This is a genomic window from Mycobacteriales bacterium (assembly GCA_040902655.1).
Taxonomy (GTDB): Bacteria; Actinomycetota; Actinomycetes; order Mycobacteriales; family SCTD01; genus SCTD01.
In genome coordinates this window covers 16,247-34,263 of sequence record JBBDWV010000019.1, presented here as the reverse complement: position 1 = coordinate 34,263, position 18,017 = coordinate 16,247, and the positions used below count along the sequence as shown (strand labels likewise).

The 18,017-nt window shown below is 71.2% G+C and carries 15 protein-coding genes and 1 tRNA gene; 7 read left to right on the top strand and 9 right to left on the bottom strand.

Features of this window, described 5'->3' with window-relative positions:
* Window positions 1-64: 64 nt before the first annotated feature.
* On the bottom strand, window positions 65-697 hold the full coding sequence (locus WD794_05950) for a GNAT family N-acetyltransferase (GenBank protein MEX2289854.1): 633 nt from the start codon (window positions 695-697) through the stop codon (window positions 65-67).
* A gap of 162 nt (window positions 698-859) precedes the next feature.
* Here WD794_05950 and WD794_05945 point away from each other — a divergent pair, with 162 nt between their 5' ends.
* The 6 genes from WD794_05945 to WD794_05920 all read left to right on the top strand — a co-directional run bounded on the left by WD794_05945 (window position 860) and on the right by WD794_05920 (window position 5,658).
* The gene (locus WD794_05945) at window positions 860-1,183 is read left to right on the top strand and encodes a DUF554 family protein (protein MEX2289853.1); all 324 of its coding nucleotides are present in this window, start codon (window positions 860-862) and stop codon (window positions 1,181-1,183) included.
* Between the two features lie 44 nt (window positions 1,184-1,227).
* A complete protein-coding gene (locus WD794_05940) occupies window positions 1,228-1,374 on the top strand; it encodes a DUF554 family protein (protein MEX2289852.1) in 147 nt (48 codons plus the stop codon).
* A 239-nt stretch (window positions 1,375-1,613) separates the two neighbouring features.
* A complete protein-coding gene (locus WD794_05935; protein ID MEX2289851.1) occupies window positions 1,614-2,864 on the top strand; it encodes a branched-chain amino acid ABC transporter permease in 1,251 nt (416 codons plus the stop codon).
* Between the two features lie 46 nt (window positions 2,865-2,910).
* A complete protein-coding gene (locus tag WD794_05930) occupies window positions 2,911-3,903 on the top strand; it encodes a branched-chain amino acid ABC transporter permease (GenBank protein ID MEX2289850.1) in 993 nt (330 codons plus the stop codon).
* The gene (locus tag WD794_05925; GenBank protein ID MEX2289849.1) at window positions 3,893-4,846 is read left to right on the top strand and encodes an ABC transporter ATP-binding protein; all 954 of its coding nucleotides are present in this window, start codon (window positions 3,893-3,895) and stop codon (window positions 4,844-4,846) included. The genes WD794_05930 and WD794_05925 overlap by 11 nt, the downstream gene beginning before the upstream one ends.
* Window positions 4,843-5,658 carry an ABC transporter ATP-binding protein gene (locus WD794_05920; protein MEX2289848.1) on the top strand — a complete coding sequence of 272 codons (816 nt, stop codon included), beginning with the start codon at window positions 4,843-4,845 and terminating at the stop codon, window positions 5,656-5,658. The genes WD794_05925 and WD794_05920 overlap by 4 nt, the downstream gene beginning before the upstream one ends.
* Before the next feature lie 73 nt (window positions 5,659-5,731).
* On the opposite strand, the gene WD794_05915 is transcribed toward WD794_05920, so the two are convergent.
* From WD794_05915 to gltB, 6 genes are all read right to left on the bottom strand, one after another.
* A complete protein-coding gene (locus WD794_05915; protein MEX2289847.1) occupies window positions 5,732-7,003 on the bottom strand; it encodes an ABC transporter substrate-binding protein in 1,272 nt (423 codons plus the stop codon).
* A gap of 138 nt (window positions 7,004-7,141) precedes the next feature.
* Window positions 7,142-7,762 carry a response regulator gene (locus WD794_05910; GenBank protein MEX2289846.1) on the bottom strand — a complete coding sequence of 207 codons (621 nt, stop codon included), beginning with the start codon at window positions 7,760-7,762 and terminating at the stop codon, window positions 7,142-7,144.
* A 28-nt stretch (window positions 7,763-7,790) separates the two neighbouring features.
* Window positions 7,791-7,864: transfer RNA gene (locus tag WD794_05905), tRNA-Leu, on the bottom strand.
* 11 nt (window positions 7,865-7,875) lie between these two features.
* Window positions 7,876-9,348, bottom strand: a complete 1,473-nt coding sequence (pyk, locus tag WD794_05900) for a pyruvate kinase (GenBank protein ID MEX2289845.1) — start codon at window positions 9,346-9,348, stop codon at window positions 7,876-7,878.
* An 18-nt stretch (window positions 9,349-9,366) separates the two neighbouring features.
* Entirely contained in the window at window positions 9,367-10,803 is a 1,437-nt protein-coding gene (locus tag WD794_05895; protein ID MEX2289844.1) for a glutamate synthase subunit beta, read from the bottom strand.
* A 4-nt stretch (window positions 10,804-10,807) separates the two neighbouring features.
* Entirely contained in the window at window positions 10,808-15,358 is a 4,551-nt protein-coding gene (gltB, locus tag WD794_05890) for a glutamate synthase large subunit (protein MEX2289843.1), read from the bottom strand.
* Between the two features lie 178 nt (window positions 15,359-15,536).
* Between gltB and WD794_05885 the strand changes: the two genes are divergently transcribed.
* The gene (locus WD794_05885; protein ID MEX2289842.1) at window positions 15,537-16,415 is read left to right on the top strand and encodes an ATP-binding protein; all 879 of its coding nucleotides are present in this window, start codon (window positions 15,537-15,539) and stop codon (window positions 16,413-16,415) included.
* A gap of 28 nt (window positions 16,416-16,443) precedes the next feature.
* Here WD794_05885 and WD794_05880 read toward each other — a convergent pair whose 3' ends face one another.
* A complete protein-coding gene (locus tag WD794_05880; protein MEX2289841.1) occupies window positions 16,444-17,151 on the bottom strand; it encodes a VIT1/CCC1 transporter family protein in 708 nt (235 codons plus the stop codon).
* Window positions 17,148-17,978: a prolipoprotein diacylglyceryl transferase gene (gene lgt / locus WD794_05875; protein MEX2289840.1), complete on the bottom strand. Its 831-nt coding sequence runs from the start codon at window positions 17,976-17,978 to the stop codon at window positions 17,148-17,150. The genes WD794_05880 and lgt overlap by 4 nt, the downstream gene beginning before the upstream one ends.
* Between the last annotated feature and the right edge of the window lie 39 nt (window positions 17,979-18,017).

Sequence of the window (18,017 nt, the reverse complement as noted above, 5' to 3'; positions counted from 1 at the left end):
TACCCAGACGGGACTCACACCCGCTGGCCTGATGCAGCTTGCAGGACGCAACACGTCGCCGAGTCTAGGGAGCCTCGGCGCCGGTGTCGGCGGGGCCGAGCGGCATTCCGGGGGCCTTCCCCCGGCGGCCGATCCGGCGTGGCCGGAGCCGGCCGACGTGATCGACCGGAGTGCGTTCCGCCTGGGCCAGCCGGCGGCGGACGACCCCGACCGGGGCGACCCGGCGCACCGCCAGCGGCACGAAGCCCAACCGGGCGAAGAAACGGTTGGCATCACGCGAGCCGGGATGCACCGACACGACGATCTGCTCGAGCCCGTTCTGCTCGGCGTGGGCGGCGGCGGCCGCGACCAGCGCCTTGCCTGCGCCGCGGCGCTTGTGCCGGTCGGCCACGACCGCATGGCTCATGTGCACCGCCGGCAGGTCGAGCAGCGCGTTCGCCGACGCGATGGTGAACAACGCCATGCCGAACGGCTCCTCGGCCTCGTTGACGACGACGACGAGGTGCCGGGCAGGGTCGGCCAGCGCCTCCAGGTAGCGGGTCTCGAGCACGGCGCGGGCGCCCGCGGGGGTGCCGCGCGGACGGCTGCCGGCTTCGGGTGGGGAGGGCAGCAGGGCCTCCCGCAGCTCGTCACCGAGGGCCAGCAGGGCGGGCACGTCCTCGACCGTCGCGGGGCGCACACGCAGGGGCCGGGGCACAGCCACCTCCCGGGTACGACAGTCGTGGCGGCGAGGCGCAGCCGATGCGGAACGCCGGCCCGCAGATCGCGGGACGATCCCGGCGACCTAGGCTCCCGGGGGGCACAGACAGTAGCGCGCACCGGACCCTCCGGTCAGCCGTACCGAAGGAGGCCGCAGGCGGTGGTCCGCGGTGCCGGGACGGTCCTCAACATGGCCACCATCCTGGTCGGGTCGGGCCTCGGGGTACTGCTGGGCGGCCGGCTGCCGGAGCGGACCCGGGTCACCGTCACCGTCACCGACGCCCTCGGCCTGGTCACGCTGGTCATCGGCGGCCTGAACCTCGCCGCCCTCGGGGATCGCGACCTCCAGGCAGCCGTCGGCGAAGGCGGCACACTGCTGGTCGTGCTCAGCGCCCTCCTGGTCGGCGGCATCGCCGGCTCGCTGCTGGGCCTCGAGTCCCGGCTGGAGAGCATCGGCGGCTGGCTGCAGCGCAGGGGTCGCTGACAGCGCTGGGTGCGTTGCTCGGCGGGCTGCTGCCTGCCTCGCTGGTGTCGGCGGTGACCGCGACCGGTGGCGTGCTGCTGCTCGGGGTGGGTCTGCGACTGCTCGCCCTGAAGATGGTCGCGGTCGGCGACCTGTTGCCCGCGCTGGTCGTCGCACCGCTGCTGACCGCACTGGTCGCCGCGCTGCGCTGAGGACCGTGGGAGGCCGCGCGCCAGGTCCGGCCACACGACCTCCGCTCGTCGTGGTTGAGTAGTGACCCGCCGCTGGGCACCGGCCCCTTCACGGGCCGCGGGCCGCCGGTGTCGACCCGCCGTCGGGGCGCTGCACGCGGCCCGGCAGACCCGGAGGAGCGTGCGTGGGGAAGAACCTCCCCCGTCCCATCCACACGTCCGGCCCACCGGTCAGACGTCCCGCCGCGCTCCTGCCGGCAGTGCTCGCACCCGTGCTGGCGCTCGCCGCGCTGGCGCTGGTGCTGCTGGCCGGAGCCGGCCCGGCCCTGGCGGCCGGCGAGGGACTGCGGGGCACGCTGAACAACGGCGGTGAGCGGGTCGCCGGTGCGACCATCACCGTCGAGCAGGACGGCGAAGAGATCGCCAGTGTCGAGAGCGACGAGAAGGGGCAGTTCGCCATACCGCTGCCGGGCCCCGGCGAGTACACCGTCAAGCTCGACCTCGACTCGCTGCCCGAGGGCGTCACCGTCCGTACGGAGGGCGGTGAGGAGCGGGAGGTCATCGTCCGCCCAGGCGCGGTCTCGCCGGCGCTGTTCATCCTGGGCGAGGGCATCCGCGAGACCACCGGCACGGCCGAGCGCGCGCTGCAGCTGTTCGTGCGCGGCCTGCAGTTCGGCCTGGTCATCGCGATGGGCGCGATCGGGCTGTCGCTCATCTTCGGCACCACCGGCGTGACCAACTTCGCGCATGGGGAGTTCCTCACCGGCGGGGCGTTCGCGGCGTACGTCTTCAACGTCATGCTCGGCATGAACCTGATCCCGGCGACGCTGCTCGCCATCGGCGTCGGCGCGATCTTCGGCGGGTTGCTCGACAAGGGGCTGTGGGCGCCGCTGCGACGCCGCGGCACCGGTCTGATCGCCGCACTGGTCATCAGCATCGGGCTGGCCCTGGTGATGCGCTACGTCTTCCTCTACCTCTTCGGCGGCAGCTCCCGGTCGTACGCGCAGTACGCCACGCAGCAGCCGATCTCACTGGGGCCGATCTCGATCCCGCCGCGCGACCTGGTGATCATGGCGCTGTCGGTCCTCGTGCTCACGGCGGTCGGGCTGGCGCTGCTCAAGACCCGGCTGGGGAAGGCGACGCGGGCGGTGGCCGACAACCCCTCGCTGGCCGCCTCCTCGGGCATCGACGTCGAGCGGGTCGTCAACCTCGTCTGGATCCTGGGCACGGCGATGGCCGCCCTCGGCGGGGTCTTCCTTGCGTTGTCGCAGCAGGTCAGCTACCTGCTGGGCTTCCAGATCCTGCTGCTGCTGTTCGCCGGCGTCACGCTCGGGGGGCTCGGCACGGCGTTCGGTGCGCTGGTCGGCAGCCTGGTCATCGGCATCTTCACGCAGATGTCGACGCTGGTGATCCCGGCGGAGCTGCAGAACGTCGGCGCGCTTCTCGTGCTCATCCTGATCCTGGTCTTCCGGCCCCAGGGCATCCTCGGCCGTGCGGAGCGCATCGGATGACGCTCCCCTGCTCTGCCCGCCCCGTTGATGCCCGAAGGAGGTCCGCATGGACGTCGGCGTGATCTTCAACAACTCGGCCAACGCACTGCTCAACGCCGAGGCGCTCTACCTCGCGCTGGCCGCGCTCGGGCTCAACATCCACTTCGGCTACACCGGGCTGCTCAACTTCGGTCAGGTCGGCTTCTTGACCGTAGGTGCCTACGGCCTCGGTGTCGGCGTCACCTACCTCGGGCTGTCCTTCGGACTGTCCATCCTGCTGGGGCTCGCGCTCGCGGTCCTGCTCGCCCTGCTCCTGGGCATCCCGACGCTGCGCCTGCGCGCCGACTACCTCGCGATCGTCACCATCGCCTCCTCGGAGGTGCTGCGCCTGACGGCGCGATCGGCGTCCCTGCGCGACGTCACGGGCGGGTCGAGCGGCCTGTCCGGCTTCTCCGCCGGCTTCTACAGTCTCAATCCGCTCGGCAGCGGCCGGTACGGCTTCGGCCCCTTCGTGTACTCCTCGAACCGGGCGTTCCTGCTGCTCGTCGGGTGGTCGTTGGTCATTCTCGGCTCGCTGCTGGTGTTCCTGCTGATGCGCAGCCCCTGGGGCCGTGTGCTCAAGGCGATCCGTGAGGACGAGGACGCCGTGCGCAGCCTCGGCAAGAACGTCGTGGGCTACAAGATGCAGTCGCTCATCCTGGGTGGCGTGTTCGGCGCCACCGGCGGCTTCGTCTTCGCCCTGGCCAACAGCTCGGTGCAGCCCGACAACTACAGCACGCTGCTGACCTTCTTCGCCTTCACTGCGATGATCCTCGGCGGAGCCGGACGCATCCTCGGTCCTGTCGTCGGCGCCATCCTGTTCAGCAGCTTCTTCGTGTTCCTCGAGAACTTCCTGGTGCAGGCCCTTCGCGGCGGCTACATCTCCGAATCGATCATGAACGCCAACCAGGTGGGGGTCATCAAGTCCATCGGGGTCGGTGTGCTCCTGATGGCCCTCATGATCTTCCGTCCACAGGGGATCTTCGGAGACAGGAAGGAGCTGGCGCTCGATGCCCGCTGACGCCACGCCCGCCGACGCCACCACGCGCACCGACGCCAGGCCCCCCGCTGCGCTGGCCGGTGTCGAGCCGCGCCCCGGGGTGCCGAAGCCGGACCCGATCCTGGTCGCCGACGGGGTGGTGCGCCGTTACGGCGGCCTCACCGCGGTCGCGGTCGACCACCTGGAGGTGCAGCGGGGTGTGATCACGGCGCTGATCGGCCCCAACGGCGCCGGAAAGACGACCTTCTTCAACCTGTTGACCGGCTTCGACAAGCCGAACGGCGGCTCGTGGTCGTTCGAGGGCAAGCCGCTCGGGGGCGTGCCAGCGCACAAGGTGGCCCGGCGGGGCATGGTGCGGACCTTCCAGCTGACCAAGGCGCTGTCCAAGCTGTCCGTGCTGGACAACATGCGCCTGGGCGCGACCAACCAGAAGGGGGAGAACTTCTTCCGGGCGCTCGTCCCTGCCATCTGGAGCGGCCAGCAGAAGCAGATCGACGAGCGGGCCCGGGAGCTGCTCGTCCGCTTCAAGCTCGACACGAAGGCCGACGACTTCGCCGGCAGCCTGTCCGGAGGGCAGCGCAAGCTGCTGGAGATGGCCCGCGCGCTGATGGTCGAGCCGACCATGGTCATGCTCGACGAGCCGATGGCCGGGGTGAACCCTGCGCTCACGCAATCGCTGCTCGGGCACGTGAAGGACCTGCGCGAGCAGGGGATGACGGTGCTGTTCGTCGAGCACGACATGGACATGGTGCGCGACATCAGTGACTGGGTGGTCGTGATGGCCCAGGGCAAGATCGTCGCCGAGGGGACGCCGGAGACCGTGATGGCCGACTCGGCCGTCATCGAGGCCTATCTGGGCGCGCACCACGACGCTCCGCTGTCGGCCGAGGAGGAGCAGGCGCAGCTCGCGGCCGGCGAGGCCGAGCTCCGCAGCATCCAGCAGGAGCGGGAGGGCAAAGCATGAGCACGCCATTGAGCCGGGCCAAGGCCGCCGCCGAGGCCGAGCGGGAGACCGCGTACGCCGAAGCCCGCGCGGTGCACCTGACCGCGGCCGAGGGAGCCCTGCTGCGGGTCGACGACGTCTTCGCCGGCTATGTGCCGGGGGTCAACATCCTCAACGGCTGCGACCTGCACTGCGCGGAGGGCGAACTGGTGGGCATCATCGGCCCGAACGGCGCCGGCAAGTCCACCCTGCTCAAGTCGATGTTCGGCCTGGTCGGCGTCCGCTCCGGGACGATCACCCTGCGCGGCGAGGACATCACCGGCAAGAAGGCCCACCAACTGGTCCGGCTCGGCGTCGGCTTCGTCCCGCAGACCAACAACGTCTTCCCCCGGCTCACCATCGAGGAGAACCTCCAGATGGGGCTTTACCACGAGCCGAAGAAGTTCGCCGAGCGCTTCGACTACGTCGCCGACATCTTCCCCGCGCTCGGCTCGCGCCGTAAGCAGCGGGCCGGGTCGCTGTCCGGCGGGGAGCGGCAGATGGTGGCCATGGGACGGGCCTTGATGCCGACGCCGTCGGTGCTGCTGCTGGACGAGCCGTCGGCGGGGCTGTCCCCGGCGCTGCAGGACGAGGTCTTCATCCGCTGCCGGCAGATCAATGCGACCGGCGTCTCGATAGTCATGGTCGAGCAGAACGCCCGCCGCTGCCTGCAGATCTGCGACCGCGGCTATGTCCTGGACCAGGGTCGCAACGCCTACACCGCCTCGGGCAAGGACCTGATGAACGACCCGAAGGTCATCGAGCTCTACCTGGGGACACTCGCCAAGGCCTGATCCGGACCTGCCGCGACGGCGGAGGGGCCCGGCGCGGGTGCGCCGGGCCCCTCCGTCAGGAGCGGGAGAGGGGTCAGTCGAGCTCGCCCGGCTGGTAGACGACGTCGTCGGTCAGCTTGTTGTCCGGGCCGTAGGTGTAGATACCGATGAGCGCGGAGGTCGGGTCACCCTTGTCGGACAGCTCGATCGGGCCACTGATCCCGTCGTAGTCGATGTCCTTGTCCTCCTCGAGCAGCTTCTTGCAGTCGGCGAAGCTGGTGCACTTCTCGCCGTCCCGCGTCACGCCCGGCAGCTCGGCAGCGATCGCCTCACCGGAGTCGTTGCCGGCCGCGATCGCCGCCAGGGCAGAGGTGATGACCGCGTCGTAGGACTCCGCCGCGTAGCTGAAGTCCTTCAGGTTCGGGTCGACGGTCGCCAGCCGCTTGCGGAACTCCGCGGTGGCCTCGGCACCCGGCAGCGAGCCCTTGACGCCCTCGAGGGTCCCCGCCGGGAGGTCCTCACCGAGCGCATTGCCCAGGTTGCCGTCGACGAGGTAGAGCGGGACCTGCTGCGGTCCGATGCCGGCGGAGACCATCGACTGGATGACCTTGGCCGACTCCTCGAAGCCGATCAGGACGACGCAGCCCGGATTGGCCGCCTTGAGTTCGTTGACCTGCGCGTCGAAGTTCGACGCGGCGGGGTCGTAGAAGATCGGGGCTTCGGGTGTCAGTGAACCGTCGGCGTCGGTGACTGTCGAACCGACGTTGTCGGCCAGGCCCTCGCCGTACGGGTCCTGCAGCGACAGGATCCCGACGTTGGTGCAGCCGTCGGCCAGGATCGTCTCGCCGAGGATCCGACCCTGGAGCACGTCGGAGGGCGCGGTCCGGAAGTACAGGCCCTTGTCGGCGTAGTCGGTGAAGTCGGGCGAGGTGTTGGCCGGGCTGTACATCACGACACCGGCTGAGGTGATCTTGTCGATGACGGTCTTGGAGACGCCGGAGGACGCCGCGCCCACGATGACGTCGGCGTTGGCAGCGAGCAGCCGGTCGGTCGTCGGGTTGGCGACGTCCTGCTGGGCGTCACCGGAGTCACCCTCGATGTAGGTGACCGGGTTGTCGAGCACGCCGCCCGCCTCGTTGATCTCCTTGATGGCCAACTCGACACCGGCGAACTCGGGCGGGCCGAGGAAGGCCAGGTTGCCGGTCTGCGGCAGCAGGCTGCCGATCACCAGCGTGCCGTCGCCTTTAGGGGCGTCCTTGCTGTCACCGGGAGCGGCCGAGTCACTGCCGCCGCCACAGGCGGCGAGCGCGAGTGTGCCGGCGCTGACGGCGGCGAACATGCGCCAGGAACGTGCGGGGGAAACCATCCACCGTCTCCTCAAGAACGAAGGGGCACCGCAGGGGGCGGTGCTCGAAGTGCTCGGACGGTAGCGCGCAGCGGGGCAGCTGTGCGGCGTCCGCGCCGGGACGGGACCTCGTCGTTGCCAGGATGTGACCTGCCGGGATCAGATTCGCGGTGCCTGTGCAGCGTTCTGCGTGGATCCTGTCGCCGTGTCCAGGACCTCCTGGGCGACCGCGCGCATCGACCGGCGCTCGTCCATCGACCGGCGCTGGATGTGCCGGAAGGCCGCCGGCTCGGTCATCCCCTGCTCACTCTGCAGGACAGCCTTGGCCCGCTCGACCAGCTTGCGTGCCTCCAGCCGGCCGGACAGGTCGCCCACCTCCTTCTCCAGCGCGACGAACTCGGCGAAGCGCGACACCGCCATCTCGATGGCCGGCAGCAGGTCCTTGCGCTGGAACGGCTTGACGAGATAAGCCATCACGCCGGCCTCGCGAGCCCGCTCGACCAGGTCCCGTTGGCTGAACGCGGTGAGGATGACGACCGGGGCGATCCGGGCGTGCACCACCTGCTCCGCAGCCGACAACCCGTCGAGCACGGGCATCCTGACGTCCAGGATCACCAGATCGGGGCGCAGCTCCGTGGCCAACCGGACCGCAGAGGCACCGTCGCCGGTCTGGCCCACGACGGTGTAGCCGGCCTCCTCGAGCATCTCGACCAGATCCATCCGGATCAGCGCCTCGTCCTCGGCCACGAGGACGCGCAGCGGCGGCCGGCCAGCGGACACGGTTTCCTCCTCGGGCTGGGACGCGGAGTGCCCTCGGTGGGATTCGAACCCACACTGGCGGGTGTTTGAGACCCGTGCTTCTGCCGGTTGAGCGACGAGGGCGCCCGCCGAGCCTAGTCCGCAGCCCTCGGCAGGTCGTCCGCGCGGCGACCGTAGTTCGGGGCGCTCGGCACCGGGCTGCCGAGCTTGTGCACCCGCATCGCGTTGGTCGAGCCGATCGTGGCCGGCGGACTGCCGGCGACGATCGTGACGTACTCCCCCGGCTTCATCCGGCCGAGGTCGAGCATCGCGCTGTCGACCTGCCGGACCATCTCGTCGGTGTGCATCACGGCCGGGACGAGAAAGGTCTCGACCCCCCAGGTGAGGGTCAACTGGCTGCGCACCTCGGGGACGGGGGTGAACGCGAGCAGCGGGATCGGCGAGCGGTGTTCGGCCAGCAGCCGGGCGGTGGTTCCGCTCTGGGTGAAGGCGACGAGCGCGCTGGCGCCGACGGTGCTGCCGACGCTGGCCGCGGCGCGGGCGATGGCACCGCTGATGTTGCTGGGCTCGGCCTCCACCTTCGGGACCCGGTCGAGATCCTCCTCCGAGGCGGTGATGATGCGCGCCATCGTCGCCACCGCCTCGACCGGGTAGCGGCCGACACTGGTCTCGCCGGACAGCATCACGGCGTCGGCGCCGTCCAGCACGGCATTGGCCACGTCGCTGGCCTCGGCCCGGGTCGGGCGGGAGGCGCCGATCATCGACTCCAGCATCTGGGTGGCCACGATCACCGGCTTGGCCTGCTCGCGCGCGGCCTGCACCGCGCGCTTCTGCACGAGCGGGACCCGCTCCAGCGGCATCTCCACCCCGAGGTCGCCGCGGGCGACCATGAGCCCGTCGAAAGCCTCGACGATCTCCTCGAGGTTGTCCACCGCCTGCGGCTTCTCGATCTTGGCGAGCACCGGCAGCCGCGAGCCGGCCTCGTCCATGATCTCGTGCACCCGGCGGATATCGGCGGCCGTGCGCACGAACGACAGCGCCACCATGTCCGCGCGCAGGGTGAGCGCGAACCGCAGGTCCGCCTCGTCCTTGTCCGACAGCGCCGGCACGCTCACGCCGATGCCCGGCAGCGACAGGCCCTTGCTGTCGGAGACCAGACCCCCCTCGGTGACCTGCAGCCGCACGTCGGCCCCGTCGACGCCCACGACACGCAGCCCGACTCGCCCGTCGTCGACCAGCAACCGGTCGCCGACCGACACGTCGGCGGCCAGTCCCTTGTAGGTCGTGGACACCCGGTCGTGGTCGCCCTGCACGTCGTCGGTCGTGATCGTGACCGTCTCGCCCGTCGCCCACACGATCGGCGGACCGACGGTGAAGGTACCGAGCCGGATCTTGGGCCCCTGCAGGTCGACGAGAACCCCGACACCCCGGCCGGACTCGTCCGAGGCCTGCCGCACCCACCGATAGGCCTCGGCGTGCTGGGCGTGGGCGCCGTGGCTGAAGTTCAGCCGCGCGACGTCCATGCCGGCGTAGACCAGCCCGCGCACTCCTTCGTACGAGTGGGTGGCCGGTCCGAGGGTGCAGACGATTTTTGCGCGGCGCTTCACGACCGCGAGCCTAGGCGGCTACCGGGAGGTGGGCGTGACCGGCGCCGGCAGCAGCGTGTCGCCGCACAGGAAGCGGTCGACGGCGGCGGCCGCGGAACGGCCTTCGGCGATTGCCCAGACGATGAGCGACTGGCCGCGCCCCATGTCGCCGGCGACGAAGACGCCGGGGACGCTGGTGGCCCAGCCGTCGTCGCGGGCGACGTTGCCGCGACCGTCCAGCTCGACGCCCAGGGCCTGGAGCAGGCCGGTGCGCTGCGGCCCGGTGAAGCCCATGGCCAGCAGGACCAGCTGCGCCGGCAGGACGCGGACAGTCCCCTCCACGGGCTCGAACCGGCCGTCCCGCATCTCGACGTCCACCAGCTCGAGTCCCTCGACCGAGTCCGTCCCGAGGAAGCGTTGCGTGTTGACCGCGAACAACCGCTCGCCGCCCTCCTCGTGCGCGCTGCTGGTCCGGTAGACCAGCGGCCAGGTCGGCCAGGGTGTCGTGTCCGGCCGCTCCTGCGGCGGGCGGGGCATGATCTCCAGCTGCGCGAGCGACCGGGCGCCCTGCCGGATCGCGGTACCGAGGCAGTCGGCGCCGGTGTCGCCGCCGCCGATGATGACGACGTCCTTGCCGCGGGCGTCGATGGCAACGTGCTCGAGGTCGCCTTCCTGCATGCGATTCGACGGCACGAGGTACTCCATCGCCAGGTGGATGCCGGCCAGCTCGCGTCCTGGCGCGGGCAGGTCGCGGCCGAGAGTGGAACCGCCGGCGAGCAGCACCGCGTCGTACTCCTCGCGCAGCTGCTCCACGCTCACGTCAACCCCGACATCGACGCCGGTGCGGAGCTCGGTGCCCTCGGCGCGCAGCTGCTCGAGGCGCCGGTCCAGGACGGCCTTCTCCATCTTGAACTCGGGAATGCCATAGCGCATCAGCCCACCGATGCGGTCAGCCCGCTCGAGCACGACGACGTCGTGGCCCGCGCGGGTCAGCTGCTGCGCGGCCGCCAGCCCGGCGGGGCCGGAGCCGACGACGGCGACGCGGCGGCCGGTCTTTGCCACCGGCGTCTGCGGGGTGACCAGGCCGTCCTCCCAGGAACGGTCGGCGATCTCGACCTCGACCTGCTTGATGGTCACCGGGTCGTCGTTGATGCCGAGCACGCAGGAGGTCTCGCACGGCGCCGGGCACAGCCGCCCCGTGAACTCAGGGAAGTTGTTGGTGGCGTGCAGCCGCTCGGCGGCCTCGCTCCAGTCGCCCTTCCACACCAGGTCGTTCCACTCGGGGATGAGGTTTCCGAGTGGGCAGCCGTTGTGGCAGAAGGGAATCCCGCAGTCCATGCACCGGGCTGCCTGGTCGTGCAGGTGCTGCTCGGGGAAGTCCTGGTAGACCTCCTTCCAGTCCAGGATGCGCACGTCGACGGGACGGCGCTGCGGCAGGGTGCGGCCGTGCTCGAGAAAACCCTTGGGGTCGGCCATGCGGTCAGCTCCTGCTCGCGGCCATCACGGCCTCGTCGACGTCGGTGCCGTCCTCGCGCGCCTGCTCCATCGCGACCAGGACCTTCTTGTAGTCGCGCGGCATCACCTTGGTGAAGCGCGCGGGCCAGGCCGAATCGGCCAGCAGCCGCTCCGCCACGGCGGAGCCGGTCTCGGACAGGTGGTCCACGAGCATCTGGCGCAGCGTCTCGACATCGCCCTCGGCAAGCGGCTCGAGGTCGACCATCTCGCCGTTGACCTTGGCCAGGTCGAGGTCGAGCAGGTACGCGACACCGCCGCTCATGCCGGCCGCGACGTTGCGGCCGGTCGGCCCGAGGATCGCCACCCGGCCACCGGTCATGTACTCGCAGGCGTGGTCGCCGACGCCCTCGACCACGGCTGTCGCGCCCGAGTTGCGGACGCAGAAGCGTTCGCCCACCCGGCCGCGGACGAACAGCGACCCGCCGGTCGCGCCGTACAGCAGCGTGTTGCCGGCGATGACGTTGTCCTCGGCGGCGAAGACGGCCTCCTCGTCGGGACGCACGACCACCCGCCCGCCGGACAGCCCCTTGCCCACGTAGTCGTTGGCGTCACCGAACAGGCGCAGCACGATGCCACGCGGCAGGAAGGCGCCGAAGGACTGCCCGGCCGAACCGATGAGGTCGATGTCGATCGTGCCCTCCGGAAGGCCCTTGGCACCGTAGCGCCGGGTGACCTCGGCACCGAGCATGGTGCCCACCGTGCGGTTGACGTTGCGGACCGGCCCGTCCACGTGCACCGGCAGGCCGTCGGTCAGCGCCTTCTCGGCCAGCTCGATGAGCCGGTTGTCCAGCGCGGCGTCCAGCCCGTGGTCCTGGGGCACCACCTGCGTCCGAGGGATGCCCGGTGGCAGCTCCGGCAGGTGCAGCACCGGCGAGAGGTCCAGCCCCGCGGCCTTCCAGTGGTCGATCGCCGTGCGGGTGTCGAGCACCTCGGCGTGGCCGATCGCCTCCTCCAGCGACCGGAAACCCAGCCCGGCCAGGATCTCCCGCACCTCCTGCGCGATGTACTCGAAGAAGGTGACGACGTGCTCCGCCTGGCCGGTGTACTTCTTGCGCAGGTCGGCGTTCTGCGTCGCGATGCCGACGGGACAGGTGTCGAGATGGCAGACCCGCATGAGGATGCAGCCGCTGACGACCAGCGGCGCGGTCGCGAAGCCGTACTCCTCCGCCCCGAGCAGCGCGCCGATGACGACGTCACGTCCGGTCTTGAGCTGACCGTCGACCTGCACCACGATCCGGTCGCGCAGGCCGTTGAGCAGCAGCGTCTGCTGCGTCTCGGCCAGGCCGAGCTCCCACGGCGAGCCGGCGTGCTTGAGCGAGGTGAGCGGTGAGGCGCCGGTGCCGCCGTCGTGGCCGGAGATCAGCACCACGTCGGCGTGCGCCTTGGAGACACCGGCGGCGACCGTGCCGACACCGACCTCCGCGACCAGCTTGACGTGGATGCGCGCCGAGTTGTTGGCGTTCTTCAGGTCGTGGATGAGCTGGGCGAGGTCCTCGATGGAGTAGATGTCGTGATGCGGCGGCGGCGAGATGAGACCGACGCCGGGCGTGGAGTGCCGCGTCTTGGCGATGTAGGGGTTGACCTTCGGCCCGGGCAGCTGGCCGCCCTCCCCGGGTTTGGCACCCTGGGCCATCTTGATCTGGATGTCGTCCGCGTTCACGAGATACTCGCTGGTGACGCCGAAGCGGCCGGACGCGACCTGCTTGATAGCGCTGCGCCGGACCGGGTCGTACAGCCGTTCCGGGTCCTCGCCGCCCTCGCCGGTGTTGCTGCGGGCGCCGAGCCGGTTCATCGCGATGGCCAGCGTCTCGTGCGCCTCGGGGCTGATCGAGCCGAGCGACATCGCGCCGGTGTTGAAGCGCTTCACGATCGAGCCGACCGGCTCGACCTCCTCCAGCGGCACCGGCGGGCGGTCGGTCCTGAAGGCGAACAACCCGCGCAGCGTGCCGGCCTTCTTCGACAGGTCGTTCACGGTCGAGGTGTACTGCTGGAAGACGTCGTACTGCTGGGTGCGGGTGGAGTGCTGCAGCCGGAAGACGGTCTCGGGGTTGAACAGGTGCACCTCGCCCTCACGGCGCCACTGGTACTCCCCGCCGATCTCCAGTCGGCGGTGGGCCCGCTCGGTCGGGTTCTCCGGGTAGGCCTTGCGGTGCCGAGCAGCGACCTCCTCGGCCAGGACGTCGAGGCCGACGCCGCCGAGCCGGCTGGTGGTACCGGTGAAGTACTCCTCGACCAGGTCCTGGGCCAGGCCGAGCGCCTCGAAGACCTGCGCGCCGGTGTAGGAGGCGATGGTCGAGATGCCCATCTTGCTCATCACCTTGAGCACGCCCTTGCCGGCCGCCTTGACGTACTTCTGCACCGCCTCGGCCGGATCGAGGCCGGGGAGCGCGCCGGTCGCGATGAGGTCCTCGATCGTCTCGAACGCGAGGTAGGGGTTGACGGCGGCCGCGCCGTAGCCGATGAGCAGCGCGATGTGATGCACCTCGCGGGCGTCACCGGCCTCGACCACCAGTCCGACGCGGGCGCGGGTCTTCTCACGGATGAGGTGGTGGTGCACCGCGGAGGTCAGCAGCAGCGACGGGATCGGCGCCATGTGCACCGTGGAGTCGCGGTCGGACAGCACGAGGATGCGGGCACCGGCGGCGATCGCCGTCGACACCTCGCGGCGGACCCGGTCGAGCGCGTCGCGTAGCGCCTCTCCGCCGCCGTTGACCGGGTAGAGGCCGTGCACGGTCACGCTCGAGAAGCCCGGCAGATCACCGTCCTCGTTGACGTGGACGATCTTGGACAGGTCGTCGTTGGACAGCACCGGGAACGGCACGACGATCTGCCGGCAGGAAGCCGGGGAGGGCGCGAGCAGGTTCTCCTCCGGCCCGATGCTGCCGGACAAACTGGTCACCAGCTCCTCGCGGATCGCGTCCAGCGGCGGGTTGGTCACCTGCGCGAACAGCTGGCTGAAGTAGTCGAACAGCAGCCGCGGCCGCTCACTCAGCACCGCGACGGGAGTGTCGGTGCCCATCGAGCCGATCGCCTCCGCGCCGTTCCTGGCCATCGGCGCGAGCAGGATGCGCAACTCCTCCTCGGTGTAGCCGAACACCTGCTGGCGGCGCAGCACGGACTCGTGGGTGTAGGCGACGTGCTCACGGTCGGGCAGCGCGTCGAGGTTGAGCTGGCCGACGTCGAGCCAGTCGGCGTAGGGGTGCTCGGCGGCGAGACCTGCCTTGACCTCGTCGTCCTCCACGATCCGCCCCCGCGCGGTGTCCACGAGGAACATCCGACCCGGCTGCAGCCGGCCCTTCGCGACGACCTGGTCGGCCGGCACATCGAGCACCCCGACCTCGCTGGCCAGGATGACCCGGCCGTCCGCCGTCTGCCACCAGCGGGCCGGACGCAGCCCGTTACGGTCCAGCACGGCCCCGATCTGAGTGCCGTCGGTGAAGGTGACGCAGGCCGGACCGTCCCACGGCTCCATCAGCGAGGCGTGGAACTGGTAGAAGGCCCGCTTGGCCGGATCCATGTCGGGGGCGTTCTCCCAGGCCTCCGGCACCATCATCAGCACGGCGTGCGGCAGCGACCGGCCGCCCAGGTGCAGCAGCTCGAGCACCTCGTCGAAGCTCGCGCTGTCCGAAGCACCCGGCGTGCAGATCGGGAACAGCCGGGACAGGTCCTCGGGCAGCTCGTGCGGACCGCGCAGCAGCGCCTCGCGGGCCCGCATCCAGTTGCGGTTGCCGCGTACGGTGTTGATCTCGCCGTTGTGCGCGATGTAGCGGTACGGGTGGGCCAACGGCCAGCTCGGGAAGGTGTTGGTGGAGAAGCGGCTGTGCACCAGCGCCAGCGCGCTGGCGAACCGCTCGTCGGACAGGTCGGGGAAGAACGGCTGGAGCTGGCCGGTGGTGAGCATCCCCTTGTAGACCAGCGTGCGGGTCGACAGGGACGAGAAGTACGTGCCGGTCTCGTGCTCGGCGCGCTTGCGGGTGACGTAGGCCCGGCGCTCCAAGGTGTACGGCGTCACGGCCGCCCCCTGCTCGGCGGTCCGCTCCGCGGCGTCGACCAGGACCAGCTGGGCGAAGCGCGGCATGACCGACAGCGCGGTCCGGCCGACGCCGGCAGCCGCCGCGTCGATCGGCAGCTCGCGCCAGGTCAGGGTTCGCAGGCCCTCCTCGCGGGCGATGGCGTCGATGGCCGCGCGGGCGGCGGTCGCCTCGGCCTCGTCCTGGGGCAGGAAGGCCGTGCCGATGGCGTAGCACCCGGGCTCGGGCAACTCCACGTCGAGCACCGCCCGCAGGAAGCCGTCCGGGACCTGGACGAGGATTCCGGCACCGTCACCGGTCTCCGGCTCGCTGCCGGAGGCCCCGCGGTGCTCGAGGTTACGCACCGCCCTCAAGCCCTGCTCGACGATGTCGTGGGTGACCCGCCCGGCGATGTCCGCGACGAAGGCGACGCCGCAGGCGTCGTGCTCGTAGGCGGGATCGTAGAGACCCTGCCTGACGGGAACGGCGGAACTCGGGAACACCATGGCCATGCCTCTCGCCGGGGGATCGAGTGTCGTGCGCCTGCTCACCCGGGACGTCCTTGGCCCTGCCGCAGATGACTCGGACGCTACACGATCGGGCGCCGCCTGGTCCGTCCGGACGATCCGGCGATGACCCGATCGGGCCATGGCCGACAGCATCCGCAGCAGGGAGGCTGGAGAGATGATCCGGCTGAACGGGACCCAGCCGCTGGTGCACGCCGGGCTGCTGCTCGCGATGCCAACCCTGCTGGTGCTGTTCCGGCGCGCCCGCGAGCGCAGCCGCACCCGACAGACCCGAGTCCAGGCCGAGCTGGTGGCCGGCCGCAGCACGGTGGCCGAGCGGCTGGCCGAGACCGAGCGGATCCGCGCCGACCTCATCGGCACGGTCTCGCACGAGTTCCGTACGCCGCTGACCGGCATCCGCGGCGCCACCCTGACGCTGCTCAAGCGCGGGGACCGGCTCGACCCCGCGCACCGCGCGGCCCTGCTCGAGGCCGTGCTCGACCAGCAGGAGCGGCTGAGCCGACTGCTGGAGAACATGCTCCTGGCGGCCGGCGCCACCGCCGCCGATCCGCGGGCTGTCAGCGACGTCGGTGCGGTGGCCGCGGAGGTCGCCATGCTCGCCTCGGCCGGCCGGCCGGGTACCGGCTCCGTCTCGTTGCTGGTCGAGCCGGGCACTCTCGCGCGGATCGACCGTCAGGCGCTGCACCAGGTGTTGGCCAACCTGCTGCACAACGCCGTGCAGCACGGTGCTCCCGGCGCCGTGCCGCTGGTCGCCGGCGGACGCGACGCACGCGGCGTCTGGCTCGCCGTCTCCAACGAGGGTCGGGTGCTCGACCTGACCGCGGCGGGGCGGTTGTTCGAGCCGTTCACCCAAATCGAGAGCGGCGCCACCCGCACCCGTGAAGGCATCGGTGTCGGCCTCTACGTCGTACGCCGGCTGGTCGACGTCTACGGCGGCTCGCTCGAGGTCCGGAGCGAGAGCGGCTGGGTGACCGTGGAGATCCGCCTCCAGCCGGCCGGCGCCCCCCGCCCCCGGCGGGCCTGCCTGGGCGGCTAGCGGTCTTGGTCGCTAGCGGTCTTGGTCGCTAGACCCCCGCCCCGACGGCACTGCCGACGGCATAGGTCAGCGCCGCCGCCACGGTCCCCAGCAGCAGCTGCCGGCCGCCGCTGTAGAGCGCCCCGCGGTCGGTCCACCGGCTCACCGTCGCGCCGGCCAGGAACAGCGCCAGCAGGGCGAGCAGCAGCGGCACGACCAGCGCGGTCGCGCCGAGGACGTACGGGAGCAGCGGGACGGCGGCTCCGGCCGTGAAGGCGGCGAAGGAGGAGGCGGCCGCGGTCCAGGCCGACGGCAGGTCGTCCGGGTCCAGGCCCAGCTCCTCCCGTGCGTGCACCCGCCACACCTGCTCCGGGTCGCGAGAGAGCTGCCGGGCGATTTCACGGGCCACGTCGGAGGTGACGCCCCGGGCGCGGAAGATCTCCGCGAGCTCGGCCTCCTCGGCCTCCGGCACGCGCGCGATCTCGGCCTTCTCGACCTCGATCTCGGCCCGCGCCAGCTCGGCCTGCGAGGCGACGGAGACGTACTCCCCCGTCGCCATCGAGAACGCCCCGGCGACCAGGCCGGCCAGCCCGGCCAGCGCGACCGTGTGCGGCGGCGCCCCACCGCCGGCGACACCCGCGATCAGCGCGGTGTTGCTCACCAGGCCGTCCATGACTCCGAAGACGGCGGGCCGCAGCCAGCCGCCGGTGACGTCCCGGTGATCGTGGTGCTGCTCGGGAAGCACCCGCTCGTTCACGGCGCGGCCGGCTCCTCGTCGCGGGCGGGCTCGACCCGCTCCTCACGGTGCGCCCCCCGGCGCAGCACCAGGTAGGCCAGCGCCCCGAGCAGGACGACACCCATGACGACGACGTTGAGCCGCAGCCCGAACAGCGTGTTGGCGTCGTCGATGCGCAGCGCCTCGATCCAGATCCGGCCGGTGGCATAGAGCGCGACGTACAGCGCGAAGGCCCGCCCCCCGCCCAGCCGGAAGCGCCGGTCCGCCCAGATCACGATGCCGGCGACGCCCAGATTCCAGAGCAGCTCGTAGAGGAAGGTCGGGTGGTAGGCGACCGCGCCGGCCACCGCATCGATGTTGTCGGGGTCGATCTCCAGCCCCCACGGCAGCGTCGTCGGCCGGCCGAACAGCTCCTGGTTGAACCAGTTGCCGAGCCGGCCGATGGCCTGCGCCACCGCGACCCCGGGGGCGACGGCGTCGGCGAAAGCGCCCTTGGCGATGCCCCGCCGGTGCAGGATCAGCCAACTGACCAGAAAGCCACCGGCGATGCCGCCCGGGATGCCCAGGCCGCCCTGCCAGACGTACAGCGCCGCGATCGGCTCGTCGAGGTAGCGCTGCGGGCTGGTGACCACGTGGTAGATCCGTGCGCCGACGATGCCGCCCGGCACGGCGAGCGTCGCGACGTCGGTGACCAGCCCCTTCGTCCCGCCGCGGGCGATCCAGCGCCGCTCGCCGATCACGACGGCCGCGACGATGCCCAGGATGATGGCGAAGGCGTACGCCCGCAGTGGCAGTGGGCCGACGTGCCACACCCCCGTGGACGGACTGGGGAGATACGCGAGTGACACCTGGTCAGCCTAACGGGGCAGCCGGGCGCCCCCAGCTGA